We start from the raw sequence: 14,779 nt of genomic DNA, 5'->3' as shown, positions 1-14,779 counted from the left end.
TCATGGCAACGATCAAAGATGTGGCGGCACTCGCGGGAATTTCCTACACCACGGTTTCCCATGTGCTGAACAAGACGCGCCCGGTCAGCGATGAGGTGCGGATCAAGGTCGAGGCAGCGATCCAGCAGCTCGACTACGTGCCCAGTGCCGTGGCGCGCTCGCTGAAGGCCAAGACCACGGCGACCATCGGCCTGCTGGTGCCCAACAGCCTCAACCCGTATTTCGCCGAGCTGGCCCGGGGGATCGAGGATTATTGCGAGCGCAACGGCTACTGCGTGATTCTCTGCAACTCCGACGACGACCCGGAAAAGCAGCGCAGCTACTTGCGTGTGCTCCTGGAAAAGCGCATCGACGGCCTGATTGTGACTTCGGCCGGTGGCGACGGTGGGTTGGCCAAGGGATTGGCTGCCGTGCGCACGCCAATGGTGATAGTCGACCGTGGGCTGGAAGGGGTCGATGCGGATCTGGTGCGCATCGATCATGAATATGGCGCGTATCTGGCGACCCGGCATCTGCTCGAGTTGGGCCATCGCGATATTGCCTGCATCGGCGGCCCGGACTACACCAGCGTGGCGCAGTTGCGCTTGGCGGGGTTTCAGCGGGCATTGCGCGAAGCCGGTGTGGAGGTGCCCGCGGAGCGCATCCTGCAGAGCGATTTCACTAGCACCGGCGGTTATCACGCGGCGGCGCGGTTGCTGGAGGACAACCCACCGAGCGCGATTTTTGCCGGCAACGACATGATGGGTATCGGTGTGCTGCGTGCAGCGGCGGAGCGCAATATCAGGGTGCCAAGCGAGCTGTCGGTGATCGGCTTCGACGATATCCAGATGAGTCGTTATGTCTACCCGGCGCTGACCACGGTCGGCCAGTCGATCCTGCAGTTGGGCGAGCAGGCGGCGGAGTTGTTGCTGCGCCGCATCGCCACCCCCGGGCTGCCGACCGACCAGCGTATCGTCACGCCGAGCATTGTCCTGCGCGAGTCGACGGCGCCCGTGGCCGGCGCATTCGCCGAATACCGTTGAATCGAATTGATGAGTATCGATGTATGCCAGCAAAAGTAGTGGTAGTAGGCAGCCTCAACATGGACCTGGTCACCCGGGCCGAGCGGCTGCCGCGTGCCGGTGAAACCCTGGTTGGCCAGTCGTTTGCCACGGTTTCCGGCGGCAAGGGAGCGAACCAGGCGGTGGCGGCGGCCCGTCTGGGGGCCCAGGTGTCGATGGTTGGCTGCGTCGGCGACGACGCTTATGGCGAGCAATTGCGCTCGGCGCTGCTCGCCGAACAGATCGATTGCCAGGCCGTCACCACCGTCTCGGGCTCCAGTGGCGTCGCCTTGATCGTCGTGGATGACAGCAGCCAGAACGCGATCGTGATCGTGGCGGGTGGCAATGGTCAGCTCACCCCGGAAGTCGTCAGTGGTTTCGATCAGGTGCTGCAGGCCGCCGACGTGATCATTTGCCAGCTCGAAGTGCCGCTGCCTACGGTGGGGCATGTCCTCAAGCGCGGTCGCGCACTGGGCAAGACGGTGATTCTCAATCCGGCGCCTGCCAGTGGTCCTCTGCCGGCGGACTGGTACGCCTCCATCGACTATCTGATTCCCAACGAAAGCGAGGCCGCCGCCCTCAGCGGCTTGCCGGTGGACTCCCTGGCGAGCGCCGAAGCCGCGGCTGGCCATCTGGTAGCCGCTGGGGCCGGTAAGGTCATCATCACGCTCGGGCCCCAGGGCTCGTTGTTCGCCGATGGCACACGCTTCGAACATTTCCCGGCGCCGAAGGTCAAGGCGGTCGATACCACGGCTGCCGGCGACACCTTCGTCGGTGGTTTTGCCGCAGCCCTGGCTGCCGGCAAGAACGAGGCCGAGGCGATTCGTTTCGGCCAGGTCGCGGCCGCACTGTCGGTAACCCGGCCAGGCGCGCAGCCTTCCATTCCCACGCTGTCCGACGTACAGGCATTCTCCCCGGCATGAAAAAAACACCTTTGCTCAATGTCGCCCTGTCGCGACTGATTGCCTCCCTAGGGCACGGCGATATCGTGGTCATCGGCGATGCCGGCCTGCCCGTGCCCGCGGGCGTCGAGTTGATCGACCTGGCCTTGACCCAGGGCATCCCGGATTTTCTCAGCACCTTGCAGGTGGTGCTTTGTGAGATGCAGGTGGAAAGCCATGCACTGGCCCGGGAGACCCTGGACCGACAGTCCCCGACTCTGCAGGCGCTTGAGGCGTTGAGCGCCGAGGGCGCGCTGGGTGTGCGCAAGCTGTTGAGTCACGATGAATTCAAGGTGCTCAGCCGACAGGTGCGAGCCATCGTCCGCACAGGGGAGTGCCAGCCTTATTGCAACATCGCTTTGATTGCCGGGGTGACGTTCTAAGCGCCCCATTCTGTTTAACCACGCAAAGGAGTGCGCCATGCGCCGTTATGCTCAGTTACTGAAAGGTCTGATCCGGAGTGTTCTGCTCGTGTCCCTGTTCACTGCTACAAGCGCCCATGCCAAAGAAAAAATCGACCTGATCATCGATACCGATCCAGGGGCTGATGATGTGGTGGCGTTGCTGTTCGCCCTGGCATCGCCGGAAGAGTTGAGTGTCCGCGCGCTGACCACGGTGGCCGGTAACGTGCGCCTGGACAAGACTTCGCGCAATGCACGCCTGGCCCGTGAGTGGGCAGGGCGCGAAGAGGTGCCGGTGTATGCCGGTGCGCCGAAGCCGCTGCTGCGCACGCCGATCTATGCCGAGAATATCCATGGCAAGGAAGGCATTTCCGGGGTCACGGTACACGAGCCGAAAAAAGGCCTGGCCGAGGGGAGTGCCATCAATTACCTGATCGACACTTTGCGGGCCGCCAAACCCCACAGCATCACCATCGCTATGCTCGGGCCGCAGACCAACCTGGCGCTGGCGCTGATCCAGGCACCGGATATCACCCAAGGCATCAAGGAAGTGGTGGTCATGGGCGGGGCGCATTTCAATGGCGGCAACATGACCCCGGTTGCGGAGTTCAATCTGTTCGCCGACCCGCAGGCTGCCGAAGTGGTGCTCAAGAGCGGCGTGAAGCTGACGTACTTGCCGCTGGACGTCACCCACAAGATGCTGACCAGCGAGGCGCGCCTGCAAAAGATCGCGGCCTTGAATAACAATGCCAGCAAGGTGGTGGGGAATATCCTCAACGAATACGTCAAGGATGATATGGAGCACTACGGTATGCCGGGTGGCCCGGTGCATGACGCAACGGTCGTTGCCTACCTGCTCAAGCCTGAGTTGTTCAGCGGGCGCCAGGCCAATATGGTGATCGACAGCCGCGAAGGCCCGACCTTTGGCCAGACTGTCGTCGATTGGTACGACGGCCTGAAGCAGCAGAAAAATGTGTTCTGGGTGGAGAATGGCGATGCCCAGGGTTTCTTCGATCTGCTGACCGAGCGCCTGGCTCGCCTGAAATAGCTGATATTCCCGGCAGGTGCCAGCCTGCCGGGTGTTACGCCTTCTCTGTATCCGGCGTGCCCGAGTGGTCGCCGGGATACTTGTCGAATATCTGCTCGATGAATGCCTGGGCCGCCTCGGTCCCCAGCTCCCTGACCAATAGATCGATCCCGATGATCGCCAGTTCTTCGGGGCTGCCCGGGCTATAGGAACAATGGCCTTCAGGCCATTTGGCTTTGATGTCGGCGTCGATAGTCACGGTGGCCATGGAAGTCTCACTCGCTCGGAAAGGGAAGGCCGGACAGGCGCTTGGCGAGGGCTTCCGGTCTTGTAAGTTAAACATCTTGGCGGGCATTTCGCACTGCGACTTAGGCATGAGTGGAGGGCTGTGCGACACTTGGTCATTGTCTGTTTTCAAAGGAGGCCAGTGTGCAGATCGATTTGAACAACCCTGACGCCTTGACCTTCGAGGCGGTACGCCAATTGCTGGCATCGGCCAGTGACGATGTGCATACCCAATTGCGAGTGACCAGGACGGGCATTGCCTATATCTCGTCGGGGGTGGTGGGTGGCGCACAAATCGACGGCCTACTGTTCAGGCTGGAAACCTGGGCGGCCGGGTCCGGTTATGTCGGGCTGGTAGCGGCCAGCGATGAGGTCTGGGTGATGCAGATTTTTAATGCATTGAAACAGAACTGGCCGAAGCCGCCGTTCGATTACATCGATATTTACTGAGGCTGTTCATATCCGGTCACGATTGTCGGGTGAAAACCTGGCTGTACCTGATGCAGACTTGCCCGCTGTCTGGCCAAGAGGCCATTGGCCAGTGCGTTTGTGAAACCAATAGTCAGAGCGGTTGTCGCACTGTCTCTGCTTATTTTTGAAAAGGAGGCTTCATGCCTTGGAAGCTCGCGTCATTCGGTACTTTGTTGGCTGCTGTCGTTTTGACAGGGTGCAGCACTTCTTCTCCGGATAAGGATCCGGTAGTGACCGAGAGCGGCCATAGCCGCTGTGAGGCTAAGGCGGCAGAGTTCGCCATCGGCAAAAAAGCCTCGCCTGAGCTGCTGGAACAGGCACGGACTCGCGCCGGTGCGCAAAACGCTCGTATCCTCAAGCCGAATGACATGATCACCCTGGAGTACCGCTCCGATCGGCTGAACCTCAATACCGATACCAACCTGGTGGTGACCCGGGTCAACTGCGGCTGATTCCTCAGCGCTTTTGTATCCCGCATAAAAAACCCCGTCACATGGACGGGGTTTTTTTAGCTCGCTGAGAAATTACTCAGGACGAACTTGTGCAGCTTGCATACCCTTTTGGCCTTTCTCAGCCACGAAGGAAACGGTTTGGCCTTCTTTCAGGCTTTTGAAACCGTCGCTTTCAATAGCTTTGAAGTGTACGAACAGGTCGTCACCGCCACCTTGAGGAGTGATGAAGCCGAAGCCTTTTTCATCGTTGAACCATTTTACGGTGCCGGTTTGGCGATTAGACATGGTGTATCTCCAAGAAACATATATTTTCAGTAGTACTGTGCTGCTCAGGCCAACTGGGCACACCGGGCTATCATAGTCGAAATGTTCGACTTGGGAGCCCCCCGGACATGCCGATTCCCAGGTGGTTGAGTCCGTTTTGTTGCTTCAATCCGCTGAAGGCCCCGGTTTAAGGGGCTTTCACCGAAAATATCCGGTGATAAAAAAAGCCGTAAAAGCTGCGTAAATTGTGAAAAAAGACCTGTTTTCAGATCGCATCTGGCCGGAATCAGGGCCATGTCTCGCACTTTTAAAGACTTATTTCACTGCCCGGCAAGCGGCAATAGCGTCCAGCGCCTTGGTTCTCAGCGCCGGATCAGGTGGGGTCTGCCTGCTCATGAGTTGCTTGATTTCGTCTGTCGTGAATTTCTCATTGAGCTTGTCCGCACCGCAGGCGCAGTGCTTTTCAGCACTTTTCACATCAACGCTCTGGCTGGCGGCAGCCGTGCAATCCTTCATGTATTCGGCACGTACCCCGGCTGGCCAGGCGGCTTGCGCGCTCAATGGCAGCAGTAGGGCGAGAGGTGCGGCAAGGGCGAATAGTTGGGTGAGGCGCATGAGTCGAGCTCTCCTTGAGATGGGGTACAAGAATAGTAATTCTCGGTGTATTTGAGACCTTGGATACACACCAAGTTCATTTCTAGCTTAGAAAGCGCTAATACGCTGCTCTTAGGGGAAGTACGGCGCGATGACCGTTCATCTGTGCTAGCATGCCCGGCTTGGGTGTTTTCAGGCTCTGGGCAGGTTTCAATCCCACCGCGGTTTATGCCTCTATTTTTCTGATTTGAACTCCAGTCACTCTGGTTCGTTTTACCGGTTGGCCGCAAGGCTCCTGCCACTGTGAGGCAGGCGTTCATCACGAACGGCCTGGATCGAACCGCGTACTGGCTCATCCCAACCCACGTGACCTTTGGTAGGGGTCACCACTAGGAGAGGAGGCGCCATGCCCACTATTACTCTTCCCGACGGCAGTCAACGTTCATTCGATCATCCGGTTTCCGTAGCTGAGGTCGCCGCATCCATTGGTGCAGGTCTGGCCAAGGCCACCGTAGCCGGCAAGGTCAATGGCAAACTGGTCGATGCCTGCGATTCGATCGACGGCGACGCGACCCTGCAAATCATCACGCCAAAGGATGAAGAGGGGCTGGAGATCATTCGCCACTCTTGCGCTCACCTGGTTGGCCACGCCGTCAAGCAGCTGTATCCGACAGCCAAGATGGTTATCGGGCCGGTGATCGATGAAGGCTTCTATTACGATATCGCCTACGAGCGTCCTTTTACCCCGGACGACCTGGCGGCCATCGAACAGCGCATGCAGCAGCTGATCGAGAAAGATTACGACGTCATCAAGAAAGTCACTCCGCGCGCCGAAGTGATCGAAGTGTTCAAGGCTCGTGGCGAAGACTACAAGTTGCGCCTGGTCGAGGACATGCCGAACGAACAGGCAATGGGTCTGTATTACCACGAAGAATACGTCGACATGTGCCGCGGTCCGCACGTGCCGAATACTCGTTTTCTCAAGTCTTTCAAGCTGACCAAGCTGTCCGGCGCCTACTGGCGCGGTGATGCCAAGAACGAGCAATTGCAGCGTGTCTATGGCACCGCTTGGGCAGACAAGAAACAACTGGCGGCTTACATCCAGCGTATCGAGGAAGCCGAGAAGCGCGACCACCGCAAGATCGGTAAGCGCCTTGGGCTGTTCCATACTCAGGAAGAAGCGCCGGGCATGGTGTTCTGGCATCCGAACGGCTGGACCCTGTACCAAGTGCTCGAGCAGTACATGCGCAAAGTGCAGCGCGACAATGGCTACCTGGAGATCAAGACTCCGCAGGTGGTCGATCGCAGCCTGTGGGAGAAATCCGGGCACTGGGCCAACTACGCCGAAAACATGTTCACCACCGAGTCGGAAAGCCGCGACTACGCCATCAAGCCGATGAACTGCCCGTGCCACGTGCAGGTATTCAATCAGGGCCTGAAGAGCTACCGCGAGCTGCCGATGCGTCTGGCCGAGTTTGGTGCTTGCCACCGTAACGAGCCGTCCGGTGCATTGCACGGCATCATGCGGGTACGTGCCTTTACCCAGGACGACGCGCATATTTTCTGTACCGAAGAGCAGATGCAGGCCGAATCCGCGGCATTCATCAAGCTGACCATGGATGTCTATGCCGACTTCGGCTTCAAGGACATCGAAATGAAGCTTTCCACCCGCCCTGAAAAGCGTGTGGGTTCCGATGAGCTGTGGGATCGCGCTGAAAACGCCTTGGCCGCCGCACTTGATAGCGCTGGTTTGCCATACGACTTGCAGCCGGGCGAAGGGGCGTTCTATGGCCCGAAAATCGAATTCTCGCTGAAAGACTGCCTGGGCCGTGTCTGGCAGTGTGGTACCTTGCAGCTCGATTTCAACCTGCCGATCCGTCTGGGCGCCGAGTACGTTTCCGAAGACAACAGCCGTAAGCATCCGGTGATGTTGCACCGGGCGATTCTCGGTTCCTTCGAGCGTTTCGTCGGGATTCTGATCGAGCATTACGAAGGGGCGTTCCCCGCGTGGCTGGCTCCGACCCAGGCCGTGGTGATGAATATCACTGATAAGCAGGCAGATTTTGCCCTTGACGTGGAAAAAACCCTCAACCAAAGCGGATTTCGTGCCAAGTCCGACTTGAGAAATGAAAAGATCGGCTTTAAAATCCGCGAGCATACTTTGCTCAAGGTTCCCTATCTCTTGGTTATTGGAGATCGGGAAGTCGAGACGCAGACTGTCGCTGTGCGTACCCGTGAAGGTGCTGACCTGGGCTCGATGCCCGTAGCTCAATTCTCGGAGTTCCTTGCACAAGCGGTTTCCCGGCGTGGTCGCCCAGATTCGGAGTAATTATTATTAAGCGTGAAATGAGACAAGATAAACGAGCTGCACCGAAAGCCCCGATCAACGAGAATATCTCGGCACGCGAGGTTCGGTTAATTGGCGCTGACGGCGAGCAGATTGGCATCGTCTCGATTGATGAAGCGCTTCGTATTGCTGAAGAAGCCAAGCTTGATCTGGTGGAAATCTCCGCCGACGCAGTCCCACCGGTTTGCCGTGTGATGGACTACGGCAAGTCGATCTTCGAGAAAAAGAAGCAGATTGCCGCGGCGAAGAAGAACCAGAAGCAGATTCAGGTAAAAGAAATCAAGTTTCGTCCAGGGACGGAGGAAGGGGATTACCAGGTAAAACTGCGCAACCTGGTACGTTTCCTGAGTGACGGGGACAGGGCCAAGGTATCCTTGCGATTCCGCGGCCGTGAGATGGCCCACCAGGAGCTGGGGATGGAACTCCTCAAGCGGGTTGAAGCTGACCTGCAAGAGTACGGTTCGGTCGAACAGCATCCTAAGATGGAAGGACGCCAGCTGATCATGGTCATCGCCCCGAAAAAGAAGAAGTAATCAACAGGGCACGGCAGGCCTTCTGATTATGTTTATCAACTGAATGCGGAGTATCCGAACATGCCAAAGATGAAAACCAAAAGTGGTGCTGCTAAGCGGTTTCTGAAAACTGCTAACGGTATCAAGCACAAGCACGCTTTCAAGAGCCACATCCTGACCAAAATGTCGACCAAGCGTAAGCGTCAACTGCGCGGTAGCAGCTTGCTGCATCCGTCTGACGTGGCAAAAGTCGAGCGCATGCTGCGCCTTCGTTAATTTTTGGATCAAGAATAGAGGAAGTAACTCATGGCTCGTGTAAAGCGTGGCGTCATTGCCCGTAAACGTCACAAAAAAATTCTGAAACTTGCTAAAGGCTACTACGGCGCACGCTCCCGCGTATTCCGTGTTGCCAAGCAAGCGGTAATCAAGGCAGGCCAATACGCCTACCGTGACCGTCGTCAGAAAAAACGTCAGTTCCGCGCTCTGTGGATCGCTCGTATCAACGCTGGTGCTCGTATCAACGGTCTGTCTTACAGCCGTTTCATCGCCGGCCTGAAAAAAGCGTCCATCGAGATCGACCGTAAGGTTCTGGCTGATCTGGCAGTGAACGAAAAAGCGGCGTTTGCTGCGATTGTCGAGAAAGCTAAAGCCACTCTGGCTTAAGTACCCCCGACAGTCACCCGGGCTCGCCTTTGTGGGCTCAGGTGTTAAACGTCATAAATAGGGGAAGAGCCTACAAGCTCTTCCCCTATTTTGTATCTGGAGTCTGTACATGGAAAACCTGGATGCGCTGGTCTCTCAAGCACTAGAGGCTGTGCAAAGCGCTGAAGATATCAATGCCCTGGAGCAAATCCGGGTTCAGTACCTTGGCAAGAAGGGTGAATTGACTCAGGTGATGAAGACCCTGGGGAATTTGCCGGCAGAGGAGCGCCCGCAGGTGGGGGCCCTGATCAACGTTGCCAAGGAGCGTGTTACAGAGGCTCTCAATACGCGCAAGGCTTTGTTTGAAGAGGCCGAGCTGGCTGCCAAATTGTCCGCTGAGTCCATTGACGTGACCCTGCCTGGCCGTGGCCAGGTCTCCGGTGGTCTGCATCCTGTGACCCGGACTCTGGAACGTATTGAACAGTTCTTCACCCATATCGGCTACGGCATCGCCGAGGGCCCTGAGGTTGAAGACGACTATCACAATTTCGAGGCGCTCAACATCCCAGGCCACCACCCGGCCCGGTCGATGCATGACACCTTCTATTTCAATGCGAACATGCTGCTGCGTACCCATACCTCGCCGGTACAAGTGCGCACCATGGAATCGCAGCAGCCGCCGATCCGCATCGTCTGCCCAGGCCGTGTGTACCGTAGCGACTCCGATATCACCCACTCGCCGATGTTCCACCAGGTCGAAGGCCTGCTGGTCGATCGCGACATCAATTTCGCCGACCTCAAAGGAACCATCGAAGAGTTCCTGCGAGTGTTTTTCGAAAAAGAATTGGCAGTGCGTTTCCGCCCTTCGTACTTCCCATTCACCGAGCCATCCGCTGAAGTCGATATGGAATGCGTGATGTGCAGCGGTAAAGGCTGCCGTGTCTGCAAGCAGACTGGCTGGCTGGAAGTCATGGGTTGCGGCATGGTTCACCCTAACGTGCTGCGCATGTCCGGGATCGATCCGGAAGAATTCCAGGGCTTTGCCTTCGGCATGGGCGTCGAGCGTCTGGCCATGCTGCGTTACGGCGTGAATGACCTGCGCCTGTTCTTCGACAACGACTTGCGGTTCCTCGCGCAATTTCGCTAGGTCGCACGCCCGTAACGAATCTTTCAGGAGAGCAGGATGAAATTCAGTGAACAATGGCTGCGCGGCTGGGTAAGCCCGCAGGTAAGTCGCGACGAGCTGGTTGCTCGTCTGTCGATGGCCGGTCTTGAGGTCGATAGCGTGACGCCGGCCGCCGGTGTTTTCAGTGGCGTGGTAGTGGGTGAGGTGCTGAGCACCGAGCAGCACCCCGATGCTGACAAGCTGCGTGTTTGCCAGGTCAGCAATGGCGCGGAAACCTTCCAGGTCGTATGCGGTGCGCCAAATGTGCGCCCGGGCCTGAAGATCCCTTTCGCCATGATCGGTGCGCAACTGCCTGGCGACTTCAAGATCAAGAAAGCCAAGCTGCGCGGTATCGAGTCCAATGGCATGCTGTGCTCCCAGGCAGAACTGCAGGTGGGCGAAGGCAATGATGGCCTGATGGAGTTGCCGGCCGATGCGCCGGTAGGCAAGGATTTCCGCGAATACCTGGAGCTGGACGACGCCAGCATCGAGGTTGATCTGACCCCTAACCGTGGCGATTGCCTGTCACTGGCGGGCCTGGCTCGTGAAGTCGGCGCGCTCTATGCCGCACCCGTCACCCGGCCGGTGGTGATATCTGTCGCGCCTGCGCACGACGAAGTGCGTCCGGTTGAAGTGCTGGCTCCGGCGGCTTGCCCTCGTTACCTGGGCCGGGTCATTCGTAACGTCGACCTGTCCAAGCCGACACCGTTGTGGATGGTCGAGCGCCTGCGTCGCGCTGATGTACGCAGCATCGATGCGGCCGTGGATATCACTAACTACGTAATGCTGGAACTGGGGCAGCCGCTGCATGCTTTCGATCTCGCTGAGATCAACGGCGGCATCCGCGTGCGGATGGCCGAAGAGGGCGAGAAGCTGGTGCTGCTCGATGGCCAGGAAGTAACGTTGCGCGCTGATACCCTGGTTATCGCCGACCATACCCGTGCCCTGGCGATTGCCGGTGTCATGGGCGGCGAGCACAGCGGTGTAACCGCAACTACTCGTGACGTTTTTCTGGAAAGCGCGTTCTTCGATCAAATCGCCGTCGCTGGCAAAGCCCGCTCCTATGGCTTGCATACCGACGCTTCGCATCGTTATGAGCGTGGTGTGGATTGGCAGTTGGCCCGTGAAGCCATGGAGCGTGCCACTGGCCTGCTGCTGGAAATCACCGGCGGTGAAGCAGGTCCGATCATCGAAGCGGTCAGCGAGCAGCATCTGCCGTCGATCGCCCCGGTCACTCTGCGAGCTGAGCGCATCACCCAGATGCTGGGCATGGAAATCGAACCTTCGGAAGTCGAGCGTTTGCTCGGTGCCCTGGGCCTGAAGATTGCTGCCGATGGAGCAGGGCAGTGGCGCGTTGAAGTGCCAAGCCATCGCTTTGACATCAGCCTGGAAGTCGATCTGATCGAAGAGCTGGCTCGCCTGTACGGCTACAATCGCCTGCCGGTTCGCTACCCACAGGCGCGCCTGGCTCCACAGGCCAAGGCTGAGGCCCGTAGCGACCTGCCAGAACTGCGCCGTTTGCTGGTCGCCCGCGGTTACCAGGAAGCTATTACTTACAGCTTCATCGATCCGAAACAGTTCGAGTTGTTTAATCCGGGTGTCGAGCCGCTGTTGCTGGCCAACCCGATTTCCAACGACATGGCTGCCATGCGTTCATCGTTGTGGCCCGGTCTGGTCAAGGCACTTCAACACAACTTGAACCGTCAGCAGGACCGTGTCCGTTTGTTTGAAAGCGGTCTGCGTTTCGTTGGCCAATTGGAAGGCTTGAAGCAAGAGCCGATGCTGGCCGGCGTGGTTTGCGGTAGCCGCCTGCCGGAAGGCTGGGCGCAAGGTCGCGAGGTCGTGGACTTCTTTGACGTCAAGGCCGACGTAGAAGCAGTACTGGGTTTTGCCGGGGCACTCGACGCGTTTACTTTTGTGCCTGGCAAGCATCCTGCGCTGCACCCAGGGCAAACCGCACGCATCGAGCGTGAAGGTCGTTTGGTGGGTTATATCGGCGCTATCCATCCCGAATTGTCGAAAACCCTCGGTCTCGACCGTCCGGTCTTCGTATTCGAGCTGGTTCTGGCCGAAGTAGCCGCAGGAAAAATGCCTGAATTCCATGAGTTGTCGCGCTTTCCTGAAGTGCGTCGTGACTTGGCCTTGCTGGCTGATCGCGATGTGGCCGCCAGCGCAGTGCTGGATGTAATCCGTGAGAATGCAGGCGAATGGCTGACAGACCTCAGGTTGTTTGACGTATACCAAGGTAAAGGCATTGATCCTCATAGAAAAAGCCTTGCAGTTGGCTTGACCTGGCAGCATCCATCGCGCACTCTTAATGACGATGAGGTGAATTCCGCGACGCAAAATATCCTCACCTCGCTCGAACAAAGGTTGAACGCCACGTTAAGGAAGTGACGTATGGGGGCTCTGACGAAAGCTGAAATGGCCGAACGTCTCTACGAAGAGCTGGGCCTGAATAAACGTGAGGCCAAGGAATTGGTCGAGCTGTTTTTTGAGGAAATCAGGCACGCTCTCGAAGACAACGAACAGGTCAAATTGTCCGGTTTCGGTAACTTCGATCTTCGGGATAAACGCCAGAGACCTGGCCGCAACCCGAAGACGGGTGAAGAAATCCCGATCACGGCACGCCGTGTGGTCACCTTTCGTCCAGGGCAGAAGTTGAAGGCCCGAGTTGAGGCTTATGCTGGAACCAAGTCATAACGACGAGCTCCCGGTCATTCCGGGCAAGCGCTACTTCACCATCGGCGAAGTCAGCGAGCTCTGTGCGGTCAAACCGCATGTGCTGCGTTATTGGGAGCAGGAGTTTCCTCAACTCAACCCCGTCAAGCGCCGCGGAAACCGTCGGTATTATCAGCGCCAGGATGTGCTGATGATCCGACAGATCCGCGCGTTGCTTTATGATCAGGGGTTCACTATCGGTGGAGCGCGGCTGCGCCTTTCCGGTGATGAAGCCAAAGACGACACGACCCAGTACAAGCAATTGATCCGCCAGATGATCTCCGAGTTGGAGGACGTTCTGGTGGTGCTCAAGAAGTGATTTTCTGCTTTTAAAATACTTCCAAATTTCAAAAGCTTGCGATATATTCTTGAGCGCTTCGTTAAGAAGCAAACCCAGTAACACGCCTAGTCGGGGCGTAGCGCAGTCCGGTAGCGCACTAGCATGGGGTGCTAGGGGTCGAGTGTTCGAATCACTCCGTCCCGACCATATTCCTAAGAGAGATCAAGCACTTAGCGGCCTGATCTCTTTTTTCGTTTAGGGGCAGCACAAAACCTGCGCAATACTCGCGCAAAACTAGCCAGTGATTTCGCTGATATTCAGGTCGGGAATCGCCTCTGACCAGATGATCTCGGCGTGGTCGCGCTGGTAGTTTTTTGTCATTACCTCACTCGCGTGACCCGCGATCTTCTGCCCATCTTTACCGGCCTTCTGGTACAGGTGCAGCGACAGCGCCCTGACTTCGTGAAAGCCCGGCATCTCTTCTTCCTTCCACCCTGCGTAGCAGCCGGCGGCCTCTCGGGCTTCCTTGAATGCGCGCGTCAAATACCGTTCCTCAACCTTGGTCCAGTGATCCTTGGTCTGCGCCTGCTTCTGCTTCAGGCGATCAGGCTTGCGATGCACCAGATAGGGGGAGGCGATGTTGTCCCGGCATCGAGTGATAACGGCCTGCAGCTCCTCAGTGATTAGAAAGCGTATCCAGGCAGCATCAGTGGCCTTGGCCGTCTTCTTCTGCACCAGGTACAGGTATCCATCACGAGCCCCATCGAACCGCATGTCCAGGATGTCAGTCCGCCTTTGTGCGGTGATCAGGGCTAAGTCGATTGCGTTCTTCAGCCAGTTGGGCGCCTTATCGCGAATGGCTTTCAAGCCCTCCACAGTGTGACGTTTTCGTTGTTTCTTCTCGATTCTGTTGATCGTGTTAGCGGCCGGATTGTCCGGGCAAAGACCCTTTGAGGCGGCATGATTGAAGATATCAATCAGCAATGCCCGGCATTGATTCGCTGTCCACGGGGTCAATTTATCCAGTTCGGCTGCGACCATGCGTATGGTGATCTGGTCTACAGCTTTGCCTTCAAACCACTTTCGGAACCGCCGGAAGTGCACTGCGTACAATCCGAGGGTTCCTTTCGCAAGCTCCCTTGGTGGCAGGACCTCTGCCTCGTACTTGTCGAGGAACCCCTCGAAGCTATCGGATAGGGTATCCATTACGGAGCCAACAAGGTCAGCGCCTCGCATGAATTCCAGATTCAACTGCTTCGCGGCGTCAATGGCTTTCAGGCGGTCAGCGCCGAATGGGAAGAATTTCCCATCGGTTGGCCGCCGATAGCGATATGTTCCGCGCCGCGCATCGAAGTACAGGTTCTGCGGAAGGCTCTTGTTCGCAGCTTTGCGCGGCCTTGGTGCCATCATGCAGCTCCTTTCAATACCATCGCGACGAGGTCGTTGCCGGCTGACTTGGTGAATGCAGTCCAGTCAACGTACCAGAGCTTGCCTATCTGCTCGCCTGGGAGCTGACCATTGCGGATGTAGTTGCGGATCGCCTGGGGGCAGGGCGGCGTTCCGTTCACCCCCCAGCGTCGGCGCTGAAACTCGCTGATCTTGATCAGTTCTCGATTCATTATTGGTGATCTCCTTGC

Annotated in this window: 19 protein-coding genes and 1 tRNA gene; 15 read left to right on the top strand and 5 right to left on the bottom strand. The window is 57.6% G+C overall.

The window, feature by feature from the left end; genetic code table 11:
• Positions 1 to 2: 2 nt before the first annotated feature.
• From BLV20_RS15025 to BLV20_RS15010, 4 genes are read left to right on the top strand one after another with little or no spacing between them, the layout of a single operon-like run.
• On the top strand, positions 3 to 1,022 hold the full coding sequence (locus BLV20_RS15025) for a LacI family DNA-binding transcriptional regulator (protein WP_092302721.1): 1,020 nt from the start codon (positions 3 to 5) through the stop codon (positions 1,020 to 1,022).
• A gap of 23 nt (positions 1,023 to 1,045) precedes the next feature.
• Positions 1,046 to 1,963: a ribokinase gene (gene rbsK / locus BLV20_RS15020; RefSeq protein ID WP_092302719.1), complete on the top strand. Its 918-nt coding sequence runs from the start codon at positions 1,046 to 1,048 to the stop codon at positions 1,961 to 1,963.
• Entirely contained in the window at positions 1,960 to 2,364 is a 405-nt protein-coding gene (rbsD, locus tag BLV20_RS15015; RefSeq protein ID WP_092302717.1) for a D-ribose pyranase, read from the top strand. Before rbsK ends, rbsD begins: the two co-directional genes overlap by 4 nt.
• Positions 2,365 to 2,401: 37 nt before the next feature.
• The gene (locus BLV20_RS15010; protein WP_092302715.1) at positions 2,402 to 3,430 is read left to right on the top strand and encodes a nucleoside hydrolase; all 1,029 of its coding nucleotides are present in this window, start codon (positions 2,402 to 2,404) and stop codon (positions 3,428 to 3,430) included.
• A gap of 34 nt (positions 3,431 to 3,464) precedes the next feature.
• On the opposite strand, the gene BLV20_RS15005 is transcribed toward BLV20_RS15010, so the two are convergent.
• The gene (locus BLV20_RS15005; RefSeq protein ID WP_092303168.1) at positions 3,465 to 3,677 is read right to left on the bottom strand and encodes a hypothetical protein; all 213 of its coding nucleotides are present in this window, start codon (positions 3,675 to 3,677) and stop codon (positions 3,465 to 3,467) included.
• 161 nt (positions 3,678 to 3,838) lie between these two features.
• Here BLV20_RS15005 and BLV20_RS15000 point away from each other — a divergent pair, with 161 nt between their 5' ends.
• Positions 3,839 to 4,144: a hypothetical protein gene (locus BLV20_RS15000; RefSeq protein WP_092302714.1), complete on the top strand. Its 306-nt coding sequence runs from the start codon at positions 3,839 to 3,841 to the stop codon at positions 4,142 to 4,144.
• A gap of 161 nt (positions 4,145 to 4,305) precedes the next feature.
• Positions 4,306 to 4,617, top strand: a complete 312-nt coding sequence (locus tag BLV20_RS14995) for an I78 family peptidase inhibitor (RefSeq protein WP_092302712.1) — start codon at positions 4,306 to 4,308, stop codon at positions 4,615 to 4,617.
• Between the two features lie 72 nt (positions 4,618 to 4,689).
• On the opposite strand, the gene BLV20_RS14990 is transcribed toward BLV20_RS14995, so the two are convergent.
• Both BLV20_RS14990 and BLV20_RS14985 read right to left on the bottom strand, forming a co-directional pair.
• Positions 4,690 to 4,902: a cold-shock protein gene (locus tag BLV20_RS14990; protein WP_003179963.1), complete on the bottom strand. Its 213-nt coding sequence runs from the start codon at positions 4,900 to 4,902 to the stop codon at positions 4,690 to 4,692.
• 294 nt (positions 4,903 to 5,196) lie between these two features.
• Entirely contained in the window at positions 5,197 to 5,496 is a 300-nt protein-coding gene (locus BLV20_RS14985) for a hypothetical protein (RefSeq protein WP_092302710.1), read from the bottom strand.
• Positions 5,497 to 5,881: 385 nt separating this feature from the next.
• On the opposite strand from BLV20_RS14985, the gene thrS reads away from it, so the two are divergent.
• The 9 genes from thrS to BLV20_RS14940 all read left to right on the top strand — a co-directional run bounded on the left by thrS (position 5,882) and on the right by BLV20_RS14940 (position 13,349).
• Complete coding sequence (thrS, locus tag BLV20_RS14980) at positions 5,882 to 7,804, top strand: threonine--tRNA ligase (protein WP_092302708.1); 1,923 nt, start codon at positions 5,882 to 5,884, stop codon at positions 7,802 to 7,804.
• Positions 7,804 to 8,355, top strand: coding sequence for a translation initiation factor IF-3 (gene infC, locus BLV20_RS14975; RefSeq protein ID WP_169914426.1), 552 nt, complete (start codon positions 7,804 to 7,806; stop codon positions 8,353 to 8,355). Before thrS ends, infC begins: the two co-directional genes overlap by 1 nt.
• A 60-nt stretch (positions 8,356 to 8,415) precedes the next feature.
• Positions 8,416 to 8,610, top strand: a complete 195-nt coding sequence (gene rpmI / locus BLV20_RS14970) for a 50S ribosomal protein L35 (RefSeq protein WP_002553160.1) — start codon at positions 8,416 to 8,418, stop codon at positions 8,608 to 8,610.
• Between the two features lie 30 nt (positions 8,611 to 8,640).
• Entirely contained in the window at positions 8,641 to 8,997 is a 357-nt protein-coding gene (gene rplT / locus BLV20_RS14965) for a 50S ribosomal protein L20 (protein ID WP_007905879.1), read from the top strand.
• Positions 8,998 to 9,106: 109 nt separating this feature from the next.
• Positions 9,107 to 10,123 (top strand): phenylalanine--tRNA ligase subunit alpha, encoded by a 1,017-nt coding sequence (pheS, locus tag BLV20_RS14960; RefSeq protein WP_092302706.1) that lies wholly within the window; start codon positions 9,107 to 9,109, stop codon positions 10,121 to 10,123.
• 36 nt (positions 10,124 to 10,159) lie between these two features.
• Positions 10,160 to 12,538 carry a phenylalanine--tRNA ligase subunit beta gene (gene pheT / locus BLV20_RS14955; protein WP_092302704.1) on the top strand — a complete coding sequence of 793 codons (2,379 nt, stop codon included), beginning with the start codon at positions 10,160 to 10,162 and terminating at the stop codon, positions 12,536 to 12,538.
• A gap of 3 nt (positions 12,539 to 12,541) precedes the next feature.
• Positions 12,542 to 12,844 (top strand): integration host factor subunit alpha, encoded by a 303-nt coding sequence (gene ihfA, locus BLV20_RS14950; RefSeq protein WP_002553164.1) that lies wholly within the window; start codon positions 12,542 to 12,544, stop codon positions 12,842 to 12,844.
• Complete coding sequence (locus tag BLV20_RS14945; protein WP_007920509.1) at positions 12,825 to 13,181, top strand: MerR family transcriptional regulator; 357 nt, start codon at positions 12,825 to 12,827, stop codon at positions 13,179 to 13,181. Before ihfA ends, BLV20_RS14945 begins: the two co-directional genes overlap by 20 nt.
• A gap of 91 nt (positions 13,182 to 13,272) precedes the next feature.
• Positions 13,273 to 13,349, top strand: a tRNA-Pro gene (locus BLV20_RS14940).
• A gap of 87 nt (positions 13,350 to 13,436) precedes the next feature.
• Here the strand turns inward: BLV20_RS14940 and BLV20_RS14935 are convergent.
• Complete coding sequence (locus tag BLV20_RS14935) at positions 13,437 to 14,549, bottom strand: phage integrase Arm DNA-binding domain-containing protein (RefSeq protein WP_092302702.1); 1,113 nt, start codon at positions 14,547 to 14,549, stop codon at positions 13,437 to 13,439.
• The gene (locus BLV20_RS14930; RefSeq protein WP_087088479.1) at positions 14,549 to 14,761 is read right to left on the bottom strand and encodes a hypothetical protein; all 213 of its coding nucleotides are present in this window, start codon (positions 14,759 to 14,761) and stop codon (positions 14,549 to 14,551) included. Before BLV20_RS14930 ends, BLV20_RS14935 begins: the two co-directional genes overlap by 1 nt.
• Positions 14,762 to 14,779: the final 18 nt, after the last annotated feature.

The organism is Pseudomonas sp. NFIX28 (assembly GCF_900107395.1).
Lineage (GTDB): Bacteria > Pseudomonadota > Gammaproteobacteria > Pseudomonadales > Pseudomonadaceae > Aquipseudomonas.
This window is presented reverse-complemented; position numbering and strand designations above follow the sequence as displayed.

What these genes read in the sequence shown, in the direction of transcription:
- BLV20_RS15025 (WP_092302721.1), top strand. Translation starts at nt 3, where the DNA reads ATGGCAACGATCAAAGATGTGGCGGCACTCGCGGGAATTTCCTACACC.
- pheT (WP_092302704.1), top strand. Translation starts at nt 10,160, where the DNA reads ATGAAATTCAGTGAACAATGGCTGCGCGGCTGGGTAAGCCCGCAGGTA.
- BLV20_RS14930 (WP_087088479.1), bottom strand. Translation starts at nt 14,761, where the DNA reads ATGAATCGAGAACTGATCAAGATCAGCGAGTTTCAGCGCCGACGCTGG.
- BLV20_RS15005 (WP_092303168.1), bottom strand. Translation starts at nt 3,677, where the DNA reads ATGGCCACCGTGACTATCGACGCCGACATCAAAGCCAAATGGCCTGAA.
- rbsD (WP_092302717.1), top strand. Translation starts at nt 1,960, where the DNA reads ATGAAAAAAACACCTTTGCTCAATGTCGCCCTGTCGCGACTGATTGCC.
- BLV20_RS14935 (WP_092302702.1), bottom strand. Translation starts at nt 14,549, where the DNA reads ATGGCACCAAGGCCGCGCAAAGCTGCGAACAAGAGCCTTCCGCAGAAC.
- ihfA (WP_002553164.1), top strand. Translation starts at nt 12,542, where the DNA reads ATGGGGGCTCTGACGAAAGCTGAAATGGCCGAACGTCTCTACGAAGAG.
- BLV20_RS14985 (WP_092302710.1), bottom strand. Translation starts at nt 5,496, where the DNA reads ATGCGCCTCACCCAACTATTCGCCCTTGCCGCACCTCTCGCCCTACTG.
- rpmI (WP_002553160.1), top strand. Translation starts at nt 8,416, where the DNA reads ATGCCAAAGATGAAAACCAAAAGTGGTGCTGCTAAGCGGTTTCTGAAA.
- rplT (WP_007905879.1), top strand. Translation starts at nt 8,641, where the DNA reads ATGGCTCGTGTAAAGCGTGGCGTCATTGCCCGTAAACGTCACAAAAAA.
- rbsK (WP_092302719.1), top strand. Translation starts at nt 1,046, where the DNA reads ATGCCAGCAAAAGTAGTGGTAGTAGGCAGCCTCAACATGGACCTGGTC.
- BLV20_RS14990 (WP_003179963.1), bottom strand. Translation starts at nt 4,902, where the DNA reads ATGTCTAATCGCCAAACCGGCACCGTAAAATGGTTCAACGATGAAAAA.
- BLV20_RS15010 (WP_092302715.1), top strand. Translation starts at nt 2,402, where the DNA reads ATGCGCCGTTATGCTCAGTTACTGAAAGGTCTGATCCGGAGTGTTCTG.
- BLV20_RS14995 (WP_092302712.1), top strand. Translation starts at nt 4,306, where the DNA reads ATGCCTTGGAAGCTCGCGTCATTCGGTACTTTGTTGGCTGCTGTCGTT.
- thrS (WP_092302708.1), top strand. Translation starts at nt 5,882, where the DNA reads ATGCCCACTATTACTCTTCCCGACGGCAGTCAACGTTCATTCGATCAT.
- BLV20_RS14945 (WP_007920509.1), top strand. Translation starts at nt 12,825, where the DNA reads ATGCTGGAACCAAGTCATAACGACGAGCTCCCGGTCATTCCGGGCAAG.
- pheS (WP_092302706.1), top strand. Translation starts at nt 9,107, where the DNA reads ATGGAAAACCTGGATGCGCTGGTCTCTCAAGCACTAGAGGCTGTGCAA.